The sequence below is a fragment of the Mesorhizobium sp. M1E.F.Ca.ET.045.02.1.1 genome (assembly GCF_003952485.1).
GTDB lineage: Bacteria > Pseudomonadota > Alphaproteobacteria > Rhizobiales > Rhizobiaceae > Mesorhizobium.
Genome location: NZ_CP034447.1, coordinates 4,431,914 through 4,447,071, shown reverse-complemented (window position 1 = coordinate 4,447,071; position 15,158 = coordinate 4,431,914). Strand labels below are relative to the sequence as shown.

The window sequence follows — 15,158 nt, the reverse complement described above, 5'->3', positions numbered from 1 at the left end:
CGAGGTCACCTCGCGTAGCGCGCGCCGAACCCCAGCGCCACCAGCGAGAAGATCGTGATCATTGCGGCAAAGGCCAGGCTGGCGACGATCGCATTCGTCCAGCTCGACAGCACGCCGATGCCGACAATCGGCAGCGCATTGCCGCAGAAGCAGCAGATGAAGAAGGCCGAAACCACTTCGGCGCGTCTGTCGGCCGGAGCAATCTGGCTCACCACCTGCAAGCCGCCCCGATAGCCGAGCGCCGCCGCCACGCCGCAGAGCGCGGTGGCAATCACCATGATCGCCATCGAAGCAAAGACCTGCGCCGCGACAACCATCGCCACCGTGGGGATCATCAGGATAAGCGCTGCCAGCATGACGGTGCGGCTGGCGAGCCGCGCCGTCGCCAGGATCGTCGCGGCAGTCACGATCGACAGTTCGAAGAACAGAGCCCCGGCTTCGGCGTGGTTGGTGACATGCAGCTGCTGCGCCAGCACGCTCGGCGCCAGCGCTGCATAGAAGCCGACGAGAGCCATGGCGCCGAAGCCGGTCACCGCAGGCGCCACGAACCGCGCGCGGATGCTGTCGGGAACCGAAAGCCGCGGCCGCATCGGAACGTGGGAGAGCCGTCCCGGCTCGGACACGGTCTCGCGCGTGCGCCAGATCAGCAGCGTGACCAGCGCCAGCAGAGCGAGATAGACGGCGAATGTCAGCCTGAGCGGCCAGGGCGCGTATTCGGCCAGCAGGCCCGATATCAGGGCACCGAGGCCGAGACCGACGAAGTTGGTGCTGGTGGCAATGATGGCGGACCGCGACTTGTCCTCGCCTTCGATCAGCTCGGCGAGCCAGGCGGTGCCGGTTCCCGCGCCGATCCCGATGCCCAGCCCGCTGAGGATGCGGGCGATGTCGAGCCACGCGAGGTTTTCGGCGAAGAGGAAAAACAGCGCGCTGACCACGGCGACTGCCATCGCCGCCAGCGCCGTCGGACGGCGGCCGATGACATCCGACAACCGCCCGAAAAACAGCAGCGCCGCAAGATTGCCGATCACATAGACGGCGTAGACCAGCGTCAGGGTGATCTGCGAAAACCCGAAGGCCTGTTTGTAGATTACATAGAGCGGCGTCAAAGCCGTGCTGCCGGCAAAGAGTGCTGCAATCATGGCGGCGACGGCAGCCATCGCCGCGCCGCCGCTGAGTTCATTGTCGCGCGTGATTGTCTGAGCGTAGCTGGTCATCGGAACCTCCGGCCAGTTTGCAAGCCCCAGCGCCCATGTAGTGGCGGCCATCCCGCATTCCGAACGCCCTCCTGACAATTCTGGCAGTATGGCCTCGCGCGAAATCCTTGCGTAACGTCTGTCAACCGACAAAGGAGGAACCATGGGCAAGGGACGGGTCGAGGCATTCACCGATGGCGTGGTCGCCATCATCATCACCATCATGGTGCTGGAGCTGAAGGTGCCGCACGGCGAGGACCTTGCCGCGCTGGCGCCGCTGTGGCCGGTCTTCTTCTCCTATGTGCTGTCCTTCATCAACGTCGGCATCTACTGGAACAATCTGCACAACATGTTCCACACCGTGCAGCGCGTCGACGGCCGTGTCCTGTGGGCCAACCTCAACCTTCTGTTCTGGCTGTCGCTGATGCCGGTGACCACGGCCTTCATGGGCGAGAACCATTTCGCGCCGGTGCCGGTCGCCGTCTACGGCGTCGACCTGGCGCTTTGCGCCATTGCCTACAACATCCTGGTCATCAAGCTTCGCCATCTGCATGGCGCCGAGACGACCTTTGCCCGGGCCGTGGGTCAGGATCGCAAGGGCAAGATTTCGCTGGCCCTCTATCTGGCCGGGATAGCGCTGACCTTCGTCAGTCAATGGATCGGCGTGGCCATCTATGTGCTGGTTGCGACCATCTGGTTCGCGCCGGACAAGCGCTTCGAAAGGCTGATCGAAAAATAACCGAAGCAATTCCAGGAAAAGTGCGTAGCGGTTTTCCGTCCGGACATTGCGAAAAACCCGCCCTACCTCCGCATCGCCTTCAGCTTCTCGGCCACCGAGGCGGCTAGGTCGGCATAGCGTTCTTCCAGCCGCTCGGCCGCCGTGATGACGGGAAAATCATGGCCGAATTTTTCCAGGGCCAGACGCAGCTTCTCGGCGAAGTCCGCCTGTTTCTCCAGCGCCGCGAAAAGCGTCTTGACCTGTGCCTCGCTGATATCGGGGTTGGCGAGCATCTTCGGCACCTCCCGGCTCATCTGATCGCCGGTGGTGGTCTGCTCCTTCAGGATTTCGATCCAGTCGGTCAAATGTCGAGCTCCTTTCCTGCCAGCATGCGCGGGGCGAGCAGTCGCGGTCAACCCATTGCGGCTATTGCCGTCAACCGTTGCGGCTATTGCCGTCAACCCGTTGCCGCCCTCGCGTCAAACATCGCGGCGATCGAGGCTTGTCTCGGCTCCGGCCGGCGTTAAGTTCGGCTCGACCCAGAACAAGGACATGGACCATGACCAGCGACGCCGAAATCCAGACCGCCCTGCCCGCTTTTGCCTCCGGCAATGTCGCCGTCATCACCGGCGGCGCCAGCGGCATCGGCCTTGCCGCGGCGAAGCGATTCGCCGCCATGGGCGTGAAGACGGTCATTGCCGATATCGGCGGCGTGCGCCTTGACCAGGCCAGACAGGCGGTCGCCGCCATTGCCGGCGACGATGCCGTTCTCCCAATTCCTACCGATGTCTCCAAGGCCGACGAGGTCGACCGGCTGGCGGAACTTGCCTACGGCGCATTCGGCGCAGTCTCGGTGCTGATGAACAATGCCGGGGTCGGCAACAATCCGGGCAAGCCGTGGGAAAACCGTGACGCCTGGAAGCGGCTGCTGGACATCAACTTCTGGGGCGTCGTGCATGGCGTCGAGGCCTTCGCGCCGCGCATGCTGGCCGCGGGCAAGCCCGGCCTGATCGTCAACACCGGATCCAAGCAAGGCATCACCACGCCGCCCGGCAATCTCGCCTACAACGTCTCCAAGGCAGGCGTGAAAACCTTCACCGAGGGTCTGGCGCATGCGCTGCGCAACGAGCCTGGAGCGAAGGTTTCCGCGCATTTGCTCATCCCCGGCTTCACTTTCACTGGACTGACCGAAGGCGCGACGGAAAAGCCGGCCGGCGCCTGGACGGGCGAGCAGGTTATCGATTTCATGCTGGCATCGCTCAAGCGGAACGATTTCTACATCCTCTGCCCGGACAACGAGGTGGCGCGGCCGATGGATGAAAAGCGCATGACCTGGGCGATTGGCGACATCATCGAGAACCGCCCTGCCCTGTCGCGCTGGCATCCGGATCACAAGGACGCGTTCGCCGCCTTCATGAACCGCTGACGGGGTCCGTTCAGGCGGCTGCCTTTTTCTTGGTGCCGTTCTTCCCCGCCACCGCCTTTTTGACGGCGGCCTGGGCGACCTCCCGGTCGTGCCGCTTTGCGGCCTTTTCGCATTTGTCGCGAATCTCCTCGACCTCGGATTCGGTCAGATGCTCGATGCCGATGAAGGTGTTGTGGGCCCGGCTTACCAGGATCAATTCATCGAGTTTGGTCTGGATGGCCGCGCTGTCGCGATTTTGCGTGTTCTGGATGAGGAACACCATCAGGAACGTGACGATGGTGGTGCCGGTGTTGATGACCAGTTGCCAGGTGTCCGAGAAGCCGAAAAACGGGCCGGTTACCCCCCAGACCAGCACGATCAGAACGCAGATGGCAAAGGTCGGCGGCATACCGGCCAAGTGAGCCACCCAATTGGCGACCTTGGTGAAAAGTCTCTCGATCATCCATCCCTCGCCGGAGCCGCCAGAACGCGGCGCTTCGAGAGAAACAAGGCGCCGGCCCCTCAGGTTCCCAACGATCGAATTTTCCGCCCGCACGCGCATGCAATCGGATACGCGCCAAAGCTGTTTCGCCGCGAAAAAACACCTTATTCGTTTGTTGCCATAGTGCCGATGCAGGTCAAAAAGCCTGCTCCTTCCGCTTCACGGCGGTTTACCTCCAGCCCCTTCCGTCGCGCCACCCCCGCAAGGCGGAAGGGGCACCGTCTTCCGGAAAATTGTGGAAAATCAGGGCGCTGCGCCTTCCCAACGATCGAGGAAGGCCTCGATCGGCAATGACTGAATGTCCGGGATCGCCCTGGCGAGTTTTTCCGGCGCCCAGTCCCACCAAGCAAGGTTCTCGATACGCGCCGCCGTGGCTGCGGCGAACCTCTGGCGCAGAGGCTTCGCCGGAACGCCGGCGACGATTGCGTAAGGCGGCACATCATGTGTCACCACGGCATTGGCGCCGATGACGGCGCCGTTGCCGATAGTCACACCAGGCATGACGACCGCGCCATGGCCGATCCAGACATCGTGACCGATGCTGACCGGCCTTGCCTGCCGCCGCTCGCGGAATGCCGCGTCGACGCCAAGCCAGCGGAAATACTCGTTCGGCCGGTAGCTGATCTTGTGCTGGGTCAACCGATCGATCGGATGCTCGAGCGCATTGATGCGGCTGTTGGCGGCGATCGAGCAGAATTTGCCGATCGTCGTGTAGATCGCTTCCGAATGGCGCTCGAAATAGGAAAAGTCGCCGACCGTCACCTCGCGCAGGATCACCCGCTCGCCGATCGAGGCATAGCGGCCGAGCTTGCACCCTTTCAGTTCCGCGGTCGGATGGATGCGCGGCTCGGGATCTTTCAGGACAAGGTGTTCAGGACGGTCCATGGCGCGGCTTTACGCCCGAGCGATTGGACCCGCAAGCGGGACCCTATCATCCGCCGATCGGAAGCCTATTGCGGCTTGCCCTTTGTCCACGCGACGTTCTGGCCGTAGAGCGGCACGGTGGTGACCGACATCTTCGCCGAGCCGTTCTGCACCTGGCGCGAATGCGACAGATAGATCAGCGTCTCGTTCTTCTTGTCGTAGATGCGGTTCACCACCTGCTTCTTCCAAATCAGGCTGAGGCCCTGCTTGAACACCTCCTCACCGCTCTCGCTCATGTCGATGTCGCCGATGGTGATCGGCCCGGTCTGGCGGCAGGAGATCGAGGAATCGGAGGGATCCTCGAACCAATTGCCCTTGTGCAACCGATCGATGATGCTGCGATCGAAATAGGCGACGTGGCAGGTGACGCCGTCGACTTTCGGATCCTTGATCGCGTCGATCATGATGTCGTTGCCGACCCAGTCGACGCCGACCTTGCCGACCTCGTCGGCAGCCGCTGCGCCGGCGCTCAGGGCAAGACATGCGGCAATCAAGCCGATCAGTTTTCGCAAGGAAGCCTCCTCGGGTTTGCGGTTCAGCCGATGTCAGGTGGGATAAGACCATGGCATTTGCAAGCCGTTCGACGGCTGGACGCGATGTCGGGCCGAGAGCGCCCGTTAACCGTGACGGTTGCGGCAACGCGACATCTTTGCGCCCATCGCGCCGAACCGTTAGAACTGTTTGTCAAAACAGGCCCGCGCCCAGTCCGGCGCGCCGCGACGATCACGACGGATAGTTTTCTGATGATGCGCTCAATTCTGGTCGGCATTCTTGTCCTGATGGCGGCGGGCATAGGCTGGCTCACTTTCGACTGGTACCGCGGCCATTATGGCGGCGAACCCTTCGGCGCGGCCTTCGCGCTGACCGACCAGAAAGGCGCGCCGATCACCGAGGCCGCGTTCAGGGGGCATCCAAGCGTCGTCTTCTTCGGCTTCACCCATTGCCCGGAAGTCTGCCCGACGACGCTCTTCGAACTGGCCGGCTGGCTGAAGACGATGGGCGACAGCGGCAAGAACCTGAACGCCTATTTCGTCACCGTGGACCCGGAGCGCGACACGCCGGAGATCATCAATTCCTATGTCAGCAACTTCTCCGATCGCATCACCGGCATCACCGGCGATCCGGACAAGGTGCATGCCATGGCCAAGTCCTTCGGCATCTACTGGAAGAAGGTCGACACCGGTGACGGCGATTACACGATGGACCACACGGCCTCCGTGCTGCTCCTCAACGCCAAGGGCGAGTTCGCCGGCACGATCGCCTATGGCGAAAACGCCGACACGGCTATCGCCAAGCTGAAACGCCTGGCGGCGGAAGGCTGACGCATCCGATGGCGCAGACCAGGCTTCATTTCATCGCCAACAAGATCGAGGCCGACCGCATCTTCGCTGCGCTCGACGCCGCCTTCGAGGATGACGGCCTGCCGCTTGCCGTGCTGGAAGTCGACGAGGCCGCCGACATCCACGAAGTGTCGCTCTACGCCGATGGCGATGTCGATGCCGTCGAAGCGCGGATCAACGATATTCTCGTGAGCCTCGCTTTGCCGAAGCCGGTCGAACGCGAGGCGTTGCCCGACGTCGACTGGGTGGCGCGCTCACTGGAAGGGCTGAAGCCGGTCCGCGCCGGGCGTTTCTTCGTCCATGGCGCTCACGACCGCGGCAAGCGCCACAGCAGCGATCTCGCCATCGAGATCGAGGCGGGTCTTGCCTTCGGCACTGGCCATCACGGCACCACGGCCGGCTGCCTCGAAATGCTGGACCAGGTCGTGCGGCGCGAACATCCCCGCAACGCGCTCGATCTCGGCACCGGCAGTGCCGTGCTGGCGATAGCGCTGGCGAAGCTTGCGCATATCCCCGTGCTGGCAACCGACATCGATCCGGTCGCCGTTCGCGTCGCTGCCGCCAATGCGCGCCTCAATCATGTCAAGGCACTGGTCGAGACGGTGACGGCGCCCGGCTTCCATCATCCGATCTTCGCCAGGCGCGCGCCCTTCGACCTGATCGTCGCCAACATCCTGGCGCGGCCGCTGATGCGGCTGGCGCCGGAGATGGCCAAGCACGTCAGGCTGGGCGGCTCGCTGGTGCTCTCCGGCATCCTCGACCGCCAGCGCGATGCGGTGATCTCGGCCTATGTCGGCCAAAGCTTCCGCCACGTCCGCACCTTGCATCGCGAGGGCTGGGTGACGATCCACCTCAAGCGCTGAGGCGTTTACTCATACATAGAGCGAGTTTGCCGCCTTCTTCAGCTCTTCGCGATTGTAGCCATTAGCGTTCAGCGTTTCATCATCGAGACAAAGCAGCGCGCCATTGACGTAACGGCTTGCTTCGCGCTGGCGGGCTTCGACCAGCGCGTTCATGGCGTTTCTGAAAAATCCGCGTCTGGCTGGAAGCGTGGACATGACAGTCTCCTTTGCAGGACAACAGGATTCATTCCTCCACGCCCGAGAAATTAGGCTCTACCGACCTGTTTGGAAATCACCGATTCTGCATGGCGTCCATGCGTAAAGACACAGCGCACTTGGCTTGCATATCATCCCTTGTGCGTATCTGGATCAAATGGCGTCCGGTGACAGATCCGTTTCAATCGGTGCATGAAATGCACTAGGGTCGCGACAAGCATCCGAGGAGATCCCACAAATGTTCCAGACCTTTGATTCCGCTGGCGATCCGACCGTAGGCAAGCCGCGCGTGGCGATGCTGCGTCAATGGCTGGTGGAGAACGGCCTGGACGGCTTCATGGTGCCCCGCGCCGACGAGCATCAGGGTGAGTATGTCGCCGACCGTTCGGCGCGGCTGAAATGGCTGACCGGTTTTTCCGGCTCGGCCGGCGTCGCCATCATCCTGCGCGACCGCGCCTTCATCTTCGTCGACGGCCGCTACACGCTGCAGGTGCGGGGCGAGGTCGACCTTTCGATCTTCACCGTCGAGAGCCTGATCGACAATCCGCCGGCGAGCTGGATCAAGGACAGTCTCGGCAAGGGCGCCAGGCTCGGCTTCGACCCCTGGCTGCACACGATCGGCGAGGTCAAGGCGCTGAGGGCCTCGGCCGAGCAGTCCGGCGCGACGCTGGTGCCGCTCGACAAGAATCCCATAGACATCATCTGGAAGGATCAGCCCCAGCCGCCGGCAGCGCCGGTCGAGCTCCACCCGATCGCCTTTGCCGGCGAGCTCGCCAAGGACAAGCTGGCGCGGCTGGCGGGCGCGATCCAGAAGGACGGCGCGACCCATGCCGTGCTGACCGACCCCTCTTCCATCGCCTGGGCGTTCAACATCCGTGGCGGCGATGTCGCGCACACGCCGCTGGCGCTGGGCTTCGCCATCCTTGCCGCCGACGGCAAGCACCAGCTCTTCATGGACCCGCACAAATTTTCGCGCCAGGTCGCGGCCTATCTCACCCAGCTTGCCGACCTGCACGATCCGGGCGAGTTCGAAGCAGCCATCGCTGGGCTTGCCGACGATGGCGCAAAAATCGCGCTCGATCCGGTGCTGGCGGCGGAAAAGCTGAAGATGCTGGTCGAGAGCAATGGCGGCAAGGTGATATCGGCCGCCGATCCGGCCCGCATCCCGCGCGCCACCAAGAACCAGGCCGAGATCGCCGGCAGCCGCGCCGCGCATCGTCGCGACGGTGCCGCGGTCGCCAAGCTGCTCTGCTGGCTCGACCGGCAGAAACCGGACACGCTCGACGAGATCGATGTCGTCACCAAGCTCGAGGAGGTTCGCCGCCAGACCGGCGAGGAGACGCAGATGCCGCTGCGCGACGTCTCCTTCGACACCATCTCAGGCGCCGGCCCGAACGGCGCGATCATGCATTATCGCGTGTCGCGCGCCACCAGCCGCAAGCTTCAGAGCGGCGAGCTGTTCCTGCTCGATTCCGGCGGACAGTACCAGGACGGCACCACCGACATCACCCGCACCGTGCCGATCGGCCAGCCGACCGAGGAGATGCGCGAGCGCTTCACGCTGGTGCTGAAGGGCATGATCGGCATCTCGATGCTGTGCTTCCCGGCCGGCACGCGCGGCTCTGAGATCGATGCCGTCGCCCGCATGGCGCTTTGGAAGCATGGCTGCGACTTCGCCCATGGCACCGGCCATGGCGTCGGCTCCTATCTCGCCGTGCACGAAGGCCCGCAGCGCATCGCCCGCACCGGCACCGAAAAACTGCTCGCCGGCATGATGCTCTCCAACGAGCCGGGCTACTACAAGGAAGGCGCCTACGGCATCCGCATCGAGAACTTGATCCTGGTCACGCCGACCGAGCAGATCGACGGCGGCGACATCGCCATGCACGGCTTTGAGACGCTGACGCTGGCGCCGATCGACAAGCGCCTCATCCGCACCGATCTTCTGACGCGCGATGAGCTGCACTGGCTCGACCAGTATCATGCATGGGTGCTGGCCGAGATCGGTCCGATGGTCGACGGTGAGACACTGGCCTGGCTGGAGAAAGCCACCGCGCCGCTGCCACACGACGCGAAGATCTGACCTATCCCACGAACTGCCGCGCCAATATCAGTGCGGCAGTGCCCGCCAGAAACATCGCCATCAGGCCACCGCGCAGCGACACCAGCGCGGTGACGATCAGCGCCGCCCATTCGGCGGGTCCGGCATGCAGGAGTTCCGGCGCCACCAGCGTCGTCAGCACGGCGGCCGGCACGGCGTTCAAGCCCGCCTCGACGCGCGGATGGATGTTTTCGAAGCGCGAGATGACGAGGTGGCCCCCAACGCGCGTGAGATAGGTGGCGACGGCGCCGGCAAGGATGATCCAGAAGGTCGTGCTCATGGCCGCTTCCCCACGCCGCTGTGATGCGGCGGCAGGATCACCGCCAGAAGCACGCCCGCAATGGCGCCGATGGAAACATGCCAGGGCGAGCCGACGGTTCTGTAGGCGACGATCGAGGCGGCCGCGCTCGCGGCGACCACCGGCAGCCACAGCGGCCGCTTGCGGAAGCCCATGACGAGGCCGAGGAAATAGATCGGCAGCAGGAAATCGATGCCCAGCGCATGGGTATCCGGGATCATCTTGCCGAACACCGCACCCAGGCCGCTTTCGATCACCCAGAAAACATAAACCGGCAGGCCGAGCCCCATATACCAGACGAAACCGACCGGCCGACCGGACTCTGCCCTCGCCTCGGCGATGGCATATTGCGGATCGGTGAGGACGAAGTAGCCGATGGCCTGCTGCAGAACCGGCCAATGCGCGATGCGCCGGCCGATGCCGGCGGAATAGAGCACGTGGCGGAAATTCACCGCGAAGATCGACAGCACGACCAGCCACGGCGCGACATGCTGGCCGAACAGTTCGATGCCCACCATCTGGCTGGCGCCGCCATAGATCATGGCGCTCATCAGGAAGGCTTCAAGGGCGGAAAAGCCGTTGTCGACGGCTAAAGCGCCGAACAGGACCGCGAACGGCGCCGAGGCAACGACCACCGGCATCGACAGCCGCACGCCGTCCCAGAAATCGCTCTGCGCACGGCCTTCGGAGATTGCTTCCGCTGACATCCAACTGCTCCCTCATGCATGTCGCCCAGAAGTGCGCAGCGGTTCTGGGACAACGACATGCATCAAAACAAGGACTTAAAGCGCGTCGCCTGAATCCATTTCAGGAGACGCGCTTTAAGCCGCCTGATGTAGGGAGCGCCGCCTTGCTTGTCACACCAATTCGCTTGAGCCGACGATCAGCGGAACTGATCGCGAAACCGCTTTCCGACTATCCCGCCCGGCCCTCGATCGCCCTGCCCCAATCGAGCAGCGGCCTGGCGCGCGAGGTGAAATCGACGAGATCGTCGACCAGCCCGGCCGAATAAATCGTCGCCGGATCGATGTCGTGCCGGACCACGAAATGCCGGTTGCGCACCGCCTGTACGAGATCGTCATCTGTCACGTCCTCGAAGCCGCGCGGCGCGCGCTTCAGGCGATCTTCCGCATCGAGTTCCAGGCCGGCCTTCTTCAGCGCCGCCACCATGCCGCGGAACGCCGCCGGTTTCGTCACGATCGCCTTGCGCATCGCCTGCAGCAGTTCCGGGCTCGGCTGCCACCAGGCGACACCGGCAAAGCACCGCTCGAGCCCGATATGCACGTAGAAGACGCCCTGCTCCATCTTGGTGCCATCCGGTGACAGGATGGCCGACAGATGCCGGTTGTAGGGCCGCTTGTCCTTGGAGAAGCGCACGTCGCGATTGATGCGGAACAGCGACTTCTTGCGATCGCCGCGCAGCCCAAGTCCGGCCGCGGTGAAGCGCTCTGTCAGCGTTTCCACGAGATCGCAAAACGGCTTATGCAGTTGGCTTTCATAGAGGTCGCGGTTCTCCTGGAACCACTCCCGGCTCTGATGAAAGTCGAGCGCCTTCAGGAACGGGATGGCCTTCTGCCCAAACCCCTTGAACGCGCCGGCCATCAGCCGCCCCTGCCGATGCGCTGCAACCAGGTATCTTCGTCGATCACCTCGATGCCGAGATCGGTCGCAACCTTCAGCTTGGAGCCGGCGCCGGGCCCCGCCACCACAAGATCGGTCTTCGCCGAAACCGAGCCCGCGACCTTGGCGCCGAGACGCTCCGCCATTGCCTTGGCCTCGGAGCGCGTCATCTTTTCCAGCGTGCCCGTGAACACCACTGTCTTGCCGGAAACCTCGCTGCCGGCCGAGATCTCGACGATATACGGCTTCGGATGAACCTGCGCGAGCAACGCATCGAGCACGTCGTCGTTGCGCTCGTTGCCGAAAAAGTCGCGCAGCGCGCCGATCACCGTGTCGCCAATGCCGTTGATCGACGGAAAGACGTCATGCGGATTCTCCGCCTTCGCCGTCTCCTTGCCGACGCGGATCAGTTCTTCGATGGTCGAGAACTGGCGGGCAAGCACAGCCGCGGTGGTCTCGCCGATATGGCGTATGCCGAGCGCGAAGATGAAGCGGTCGAGTTCCGGCTCGCGGCGCGCATCGATTGCCGCGAACAGCTTGTCGAGACCCTCGTAATTGCGCTCCTCGACGCTGCGCACATTCTTGCGCGTCTTGCCGGATGCCTCCTCGCGCAGTCTTGCCTGCTCCTCGCGCCGCTCGGCCAGCGCCTTGGTGACGGCCGGCCGGCGATCCTTCAGCGTGAAGATGTCGGCCGCGGTCTTGACCAACCCCGCATTGAAGAAGAGGTCGATGTTCTCGGCGCCCAACCCTTCGATATCGAGCGCGCCGCGCGACACGAAGTGGCGCAGCCCTTCCACCGCCTGCGCCGGGCAGATCAGTTCGCCGGTGCAGCGGCGGCGTGAATCCTCCTTGCCGGTCTTTTCGTTGATCTCGCGCGTCGCCGGCGATCCGCAGACCGGACAGGTGTGCGGGAATTCGTAAGGCACCGCATCGGCCGGACGTTTGTCGATGACGACGCTGACGATCTGCGGGATGACGTCCCCTGCCCGCTGGATCACCACCGTGTCGCCGATGCGGACATCGATGCCGTCGCGGATCGGCTGGCCGTTGCTGTCGAAGCCTTTGATGTAGTCTTCGTTGTGCAGCGTGACGTTCTCGACCACCACGCCGCCGACCGTGACCGGCGCCAGCCGGGCCACCGGCGCCAGCGTGCCGGTGCGGCCGACCTGGATGTCGATCTTTTCCACCGTCGTCATCGCCTGTTCGGCCGGGAATTTATGGGCGACCGCCCAGCGCGGCTCGCCGGTGACGAAACCCCAGCGCCGCTGCAGCTCGAGCTGGTCGACCTTGTAGACGACGCCATCAATGTCGTAGCCGAGCGACGAGCGCTGTTCCTCGATCCGGTGGTACTGCGCGATCAGTTCGTCGATCGACTTCGCCCGCACCATCAACGGGCTGACCTTGAACCCCCAGTCCTTGAATTTCTGGACGGAATCGTACTGGGTCGGAGCCGGATCCGCTGTCGTATAGCCCCAGGCATAGGCGAAGAATTTGAGATTGCGGCTGGCGGTGACGGATGGATCCTTCTGGCGCAGCGACCCGGCCGCCGTGTTGCGCGGATTGACATAGTCCTGGCCGCCGACCGCCGCCGAGCGCTGTTTCAGCGCCTCGAACTCGGCATAGGTCATATAGACCTCGCCGCGGATCTCGATGACGTCCGGCCAGCCGGAGCCTTTGAGTGTCTTCGGGATATCGGCGATGGTCTTCAGATTGGCCGTGATGTCCTCGCCGACGGCGCCGTCGCCGCGCGTCGCGCCCTGCACGAACACGCCGTCTTCATAGCGCAGCGAGGCCGACAGCCCGTCGATCTTTGGCTCGGCCGTAAAGGCGATGTCGAGATCCTTGTCGCGGTCGAAGAAGCGCCGGCCGCGCTCGATGAAATCGGCAACGTCCTGGTCGGTATAGGCCTTGCCGAGGCTGAGCATCGGCAAGGCGTGGCGCACCTTGGCAAAGCCTTCCGCCGGCGGCGCGCCGACCCGGCGCGACGGCGAATCCTCGCGCACGAGATCGGGAAAGCGCTCCTCAATGGCGAGATTGCGGCGCGCCAGCGCGTCATACGCGGCGTCCGAGATCGTCGGCGCATCCTCGGTGTGATAACGCCGGTCGTGCTCGGCGATCTCCGCCGCCAGCCGCTTAAGCTCCTCTGCGGCCTCGCTTTCGCTCAGCGAATCGACTGGTTTTTCCGACATGCAATGCTGTCCTCGAATTATGGCGCGCCACTATAAATCAGGATTCGGCATGGGGGAGTCGGCTTGCGAATAAATCAATGCTGAACAGCAGGATGCAGCCATCTGCTGACTCGGCTTCCGGGCGCAGAAAATAAGCTAGGCGGCGGCCGTATTTTCCCGCAGCAGCCGCTCGGCGGCGGCGCGCGCCTCGTCGGTGATGGTGGCGCCCGCCAGCATGCGCGCGATTTCCTCCTGGCGTGCCGCGCGATCCATTTCGGCAATGCCGGTGGCGACACGGTCCTTGCCGCCGGATTTCGAGATCAGGAAATGTGTCGCCGCGCGGGCCGCCACTTGCGGCGCATGCGTGACCGAAAGCACTTGCACTCTCTTCGAGAGCCGCGCCAATCGCTGGCCGATGGCGTCGGCCACCGCGCCGCCGACGCCGGTGTCGATTTCATCAAAGACAAGGGTCGGTGCCGAGCCGCGGTCGGCAAGCGCCACCTTCAGCGCCAGAAGGAAGCGCGACAGCTCGCCGCCCGAAGCGACCTTCATCATCGGCCCGGGCCGGGTGCCAGGATTGGTGCGCACCCAGAATTCGACCTGGTCGATGCCTTCTTCCATGCGGCTTTCGGCATCGCTCACCATCTCGACGATGAATTCGGCCCGCTCGAGCTTGAGCGCCGGCAGTTCGGCCATCACCGCCTTGGTCAGGCCGGCTGCGGCGGCGTGGCGAAGCGAAGAGAGCTGCGCCGCCGAAATGTCGTAAGCCTCGCGCGCGGCGGCGGCCTGCTTCTCCAGCCCGTGCAGCCGCTCCTCGCCGGCATCGAGATCGGCAAGATCCGCCGCCATCGTGTCGCGCAGCTGCGCCAGGTCGTCGACCGCGACATTGTGCTTGCGCGAGGCCGCGCGCAGCGAAAACAGCCGCTCCTCGGCCTTCTCGAGGCGCTGCGGATCGTATTCGGTGGCGCGAAGCGCCGTCTCGACGCCGGACTGCGCCGCGTCGAGCGATATCATCGCCTCGTCCAGCGACTTCACCACGTCGTCGAGCAGTCCCGGCACTTCACCTGCCTTGCGCTGCAGCCTGCGCAAAAGGCTGGCGAGCTGCGGCAGCGGCGAAGACGGCCCCGACAGCACGTCCTGCGCGTCGTGAATCTCGGACGCGATCTTTTCGGCGCGCATCATCTGGGCGCGCAATTCAGCCAGCTCGGTCTCCTCGCCCGGCTGCGGATCGAGCTTCGCCAGCTCGGCGACTGAGGCCCTGAGATAATCGGCCTCGCGCGCCGCCGCCTCGACCTTGGCGCGGTGCCTGGAAAGCTCCTGCTCGCAGTTTCGCCAGTAGCGCCACGCCTCGCCCGCCCCGCGCACAGCGCCGAGATGGCCGCCGAAACTGTCCAGCAATTCGCGATGGGCGCCGGGATCGACCAGCGCGCGCTCGTCGTGCTGGCCATGGATTTCGACCAGCGCGCGGCCGACGTCGCGCATCAGGGTCACGCTGGACGGCTGGTCGTTGACGAAGACGCGAGTGCGTCCGTCGGCCGTCTGCACCCGGCGCAGGATGATGTCGCCGTCGTCCTCGATATCGTTGTCGGCGAGCAGCGCCCGCGCTGGATGGTTGCGCGGCACGTCGAACACCGCGATGACCTGGCCCTGTGCCGCGCCGTGGCGGACGAGCGAGGCGTCGCCGCGCGTTCCAAGCGCCAGCGACAGCGCATCAAGCAGGATGGATTTGCCGGCGCCGGTCTCGCCCGTCAGGACCGAAAGTCCAGGCAGGAAGTCGATGTCCAGCTTCTCGATCAGGACGATATCGCGGATCGACAGTCTGGACAGCATC

Annotated in this window: 16 protein-coding genes; 5 read left to right on the top strand and 11 right to left on the bottom strand. The window is 64.2% G+C overall.

What is annotated here, in order from left to right:
• Positions 1-5 precede the first annotated feature (5 nt).
• Complete coding sequence (locus EJ070_RS21355; RefSeq protein ID WP_126093110.1) at positions 6-1,214, bottom strand: MFS transporter; 1,209 nt, start codon at positions 1,212-1,214, stop codon at positions 6-8.
• A 142-nt stretch (positions 1,215-1,356) separates the two neighbouring features.
• On the opposite strand from EJ070_RS21355, the gene EJ070_RS21350 reads away from it, so the two are divergent.
• The gene (locus tag EJ070_RS21350) at positions 1,357-1,932 is read left to right on the top strand and encodes a TMEM175 family protein (RefSeq protein WP_126093109.1); all 576 of its coding nucleotides are present in this window, start codon (positions 1,357-1,359) and stop codon (positions 1,930-1,932) included.
• A 62-nt stretch (positions 1,933-1,994) separates the two neighbouring features.
• Here the strand turns inward: EJ070_RS21350 and EJ070_RS21345 are convergent, their stop codons facing one another.
• Positions 1,995-2,276 (bottom strand): hypothetical protein, encoded by a 282-nt coding sequence (locus EJ070_RS21345; RefSeq protein WP_126093108.1) that lies wholly within the window; start codon positions 2,274-2,276, stop codon positions 1,995-1,997.
• 194 nt (positions 2,277-2,470) lie between these two features.
• Here EJ070_RS21345 and EJ070_RS21340 point away from each other — a divergent pair, with 194 nt between their 5' ends.
• Entirely contained in the window at positions 2,471-3,337 is an 867-nt protein-coding gene (locus EJ070_RS21340) for an SDR family NAD(P)-dependent oxidoreductase (RefSeq protein WP_126093107.1), read from the top strand.
• Between the two features lie 10 nt (positions 3,338-3,347).
• Here EJ070_RS21340 and EJ070_RS21335 read toward each other — a convergent pair whose 3' ends face one another.
• From EJ070_RS21335 to EJ070_RS21325, 3 genes are all read right to left on the bottom strand, one after another.
• On the bottom strand, positions 3,348-3,779 hold the full coding sequence (locus tag EJ070_RS21335; RefSeq protein WP_189349987.1) for a low affinity iron permease family protein: 432 nt from the start codon (positions 3,777-3,779) through the stop codon (positions 3,348-3,350).
• Positions 3,780-4,061: 282 nt separating this feature from the next.
• Complete coding sequence (locus EJ070_RS21330; RefSeq protein ID WP_126093106.1) at positions 4,062-4,703, bottom strand: DapH/DapD/GlmU-related protein; 642 nt, start codon at positions 4,701-4,703, stop codon at positions 4,062-4,064.
• A 65-nt stretch (positions 4,704-4,768) separates the two neighbouring features.
• A complete protein-coding gene (locus EJ070_RS21325; RefSeq protein ID WP_189349985.1) occupies positions 4,769-5,254 on the bottom strand; it encodes a CreA family protein in 486 nt (161 codons plus the stop codon).
• A 231-nt stretch (positions 5,255-5,485) separates the two neighbouring features.
• Between EJ070_RS21325 and EJ070_RS21320 the strand changes: the two genes are divergently transcribed.
• The gene (locus tag EJ070_RS21320; protein ID WP_126093104.1) at positions 5,486-6,064 is read left to right on the top strand and encodes an SCO family protein; all 579 of its coding nucleotides are present in this window, start codon (positions 5,486-5,488) and stop codon (positions 6,062-6,064) included.
• Between the two features lie 8 nt (positions 6,065-6,072).
• Positions 6,073-6,945, top strand: coding sequence for a 50S ribosomal protein L11 methyltransferase (locus EJ070_RS21315; protein ID WP_126093103.1), 873 nt, complete (start codon positions 6,073-6,075; stop codon positions 6,943-6,945).
• 9 nt (positions 6,946-6,954) lie between these two features.
• Here the strand turns inward: EJ070_RS21315 and EJ070_RS21310 are convergent, their stop codons facing one another.
• On the bottom strand, positions 6,955-7,140 hold the full coding sequence (locus EJ070_RS21310; RefSeq protein WP_126093102.1) for a hypothetical protein: 186 nt from the start codon (positions 7,138-7,140) through the stop codon (positions 6,955-6,957).
• 238 nt (positions 7,141-7,378) lie between these two features.
• On the opposite strand from EJ070_RS21310, the gene EJ070_RS21305 reads away from it, so the two are divergent.
• The gene (locus EJ070_RS21305) at positions 7,379-9,223 is read left to right on the top strand and encodes an aminopeptidase P family protein (protein WP_126093101.1); all 1,845 of its coding nucleotides are present in this window, start codon (positions 7,379-7,381) and stop codon (positions 9,221-9,223) included.
• A 1-nt stretch (position 9,224) separates the two neighbouring features.
• Here the strand turns inward: EJ070_RS21305 and EJ070_RS21300 are convergent, their stop codons facing one another.
• The 5 genes from EJ070_RS21300 to recN all read right to left on the bottom strand — a co-directional run bounded on the left by EJ070_RS21300 (position 9,225) and on the right by recN (position 15,157).
• A complete protein-coding gene (locus EJ070_RS21300) occupies positions 9,225-9,521 on the bottom strand; it encodes an AzlD family protein (RefSeq protein ID WP_126093100.1) in 297 nt (98 codons plus the stop codon).
• Complete coding sequence (locus EJ070_RS21295) at positions 9,518-10,246, bottom strand: AzlC family ABC transporter permease (protein ID WP_126093099.1); 729 nt, start codon at positions 10,244-10,246, stop codon at positions 9,518-9,520. Before EJ070_RS21295 ends, EJ070_RS21300 begins: the two co-directional genes overlap by 4 nt.
• A gap of 208 nt (positions 10,247-10,454) precedes the next feature.
• The gene (locus EJ070_RS21290) at positions 10,455-11,141 is read right to left on the bottom strand and encodes a TIGR02453 family protein (RefSeq protein ID WP_126093098.1); all 687 of its coding nucleotides are present in this window, start codon (positions 11,139-11,141) and stop codon (positions 10,455-10,457) included.
• Positions 11,141-13,348 (bottom strand): NAD-dependent DNA ligase LigA, encoded by a 2,208-nt coding sequence (gene ligA / locus EJ070_RS21285; protein ID WP_126093097.1) that lies wholly within the window; start codon positions 13,346-13,348, stop codon positions 11,141-11,143. Before ligA ends, EJ070_RS21290 begins: the two co-directional genes overlap by 1 nt.
• Before the next feature lie 135 nt (positions 13,349-13,483).
• A complete protein-coding gene (gene recN, locus EJ070_RS21280) occupies positions 13,484-15,157 on the bottom strand; it encodes a DNA repair protein RecN (protein ID WP_126093096.1) in 1,674 nt (557 codons plus the stop codon).
• Between the last annotated feature and the right edge of the window lies 1 nt (position 15,158).

What these genes read in the sequence shown, in the direction of transcription:
- EJ070_RS21300 (WP_126093100.1), bottom strand. Translation starts at nt 9,521, where the DNA reads ATGAGCACGACCTTCTGGATCATCCTTGCCGGCGCCGTCGCCACCTAT.
- EJ070_RS21310 (WP_126093102.1), bottom strand. Translation starts at nt 7,140, where the DNA reads ATGTCCACGCTTCCAGCCAGACGCGGATTTTTCAGAAACGCCATGAAC.
- EJ070_RS21295 (WP_126093099.1), bottom strand. Translation starts at nt 10,246, where the DNA reads ATGTCAGCGGAAGCAATCTCCGAAGGCCGTGCGCAGAGCGATTTCTGG.
- ligA (WP_126093097.1), bottom strand. Translation starts at nt 13,348, where the DNA reads ATGTCGGAAAAACCAGTCGATTCGCTGAGCGAAAGCGAGGCCGCAGAG.
- EJ070_RS21305 (WP_126093101.1), top strand. Translation starts at nt 7,379, where the DNA reads ATGTTCCAGACCTTTGATTCCGCTGGCGATCCGACCGTAGGCAAGCCG.
- EJ070_RS21350 (WP_126093109.1), top strand. Translation starts at nt 1,357, where the DNA reads ATGGGCAAGGGACGGGTCGAGGCATTCACCGATGGCGTGGTCGCCATC.
- EJ070_RS21335 (WP_189349987.1), bottom strand. Translation starts at nt 3,779, where the DNA reads ATGATCGAGAGACTTTTCACCAAGGTCGCCAATTGGGTGGCTCACTTG.
- EJ070_RS21290 (WP_126093098.1), bottom strand. Translation starts at nt 11,141, where the DNA reads ATGGCCGGCGCGTTCAAGGGGTTTGGGCAGAAGGCCATCCCGTTCCTG.
- EJ070_RS21320 (WP_126093104.1), top strand. Translation starts at nt 5,486, where the DNA reads ATGATGCGCTCAATTCTGGTCGGCATTCTTGTCCTGATGGCGGCGGGC.
- EJ070_RS21315 (WP_126093103.1), top strand. Translation starts at nt 6,073, where the DNA reads ATGGCGCAGACCAGGCTTCATTTCATCGCCAACAAGATCGAGGCCGAC.
- recN (WP_126093096.1), bottom strand. Translation starts at nt 15,157, where the DNA reads ATGCTGTCCAGACTGTCGATCCGCGATATCGTCCTGATCGAGAAGCTG.
- EJ070_RS21330 (WP_126093106.1), bottom strand. Translation starts at nt 4,703, where the DNA reads ATGGACCGTCCTGAACACCTTGTCCTGAAAGATCCCGAGCCGCGCATC.
- EJ070_RS21340 (WP_126093107.1), top strand. Translation starts at nt 2,471, where the DNA reads ATGACCAGCGACGCCGAAATCCAGACCGCCCTGCCCGCTTTTGCCTCC.
- EJ070_RS21355 (WP_126093110.1), bottom strand. Translation starts at nt 1,214, where the DNA reads ATGACCAGCTACGCTCAGACAATCACGCGCGACAATGAACTCAGCGGC.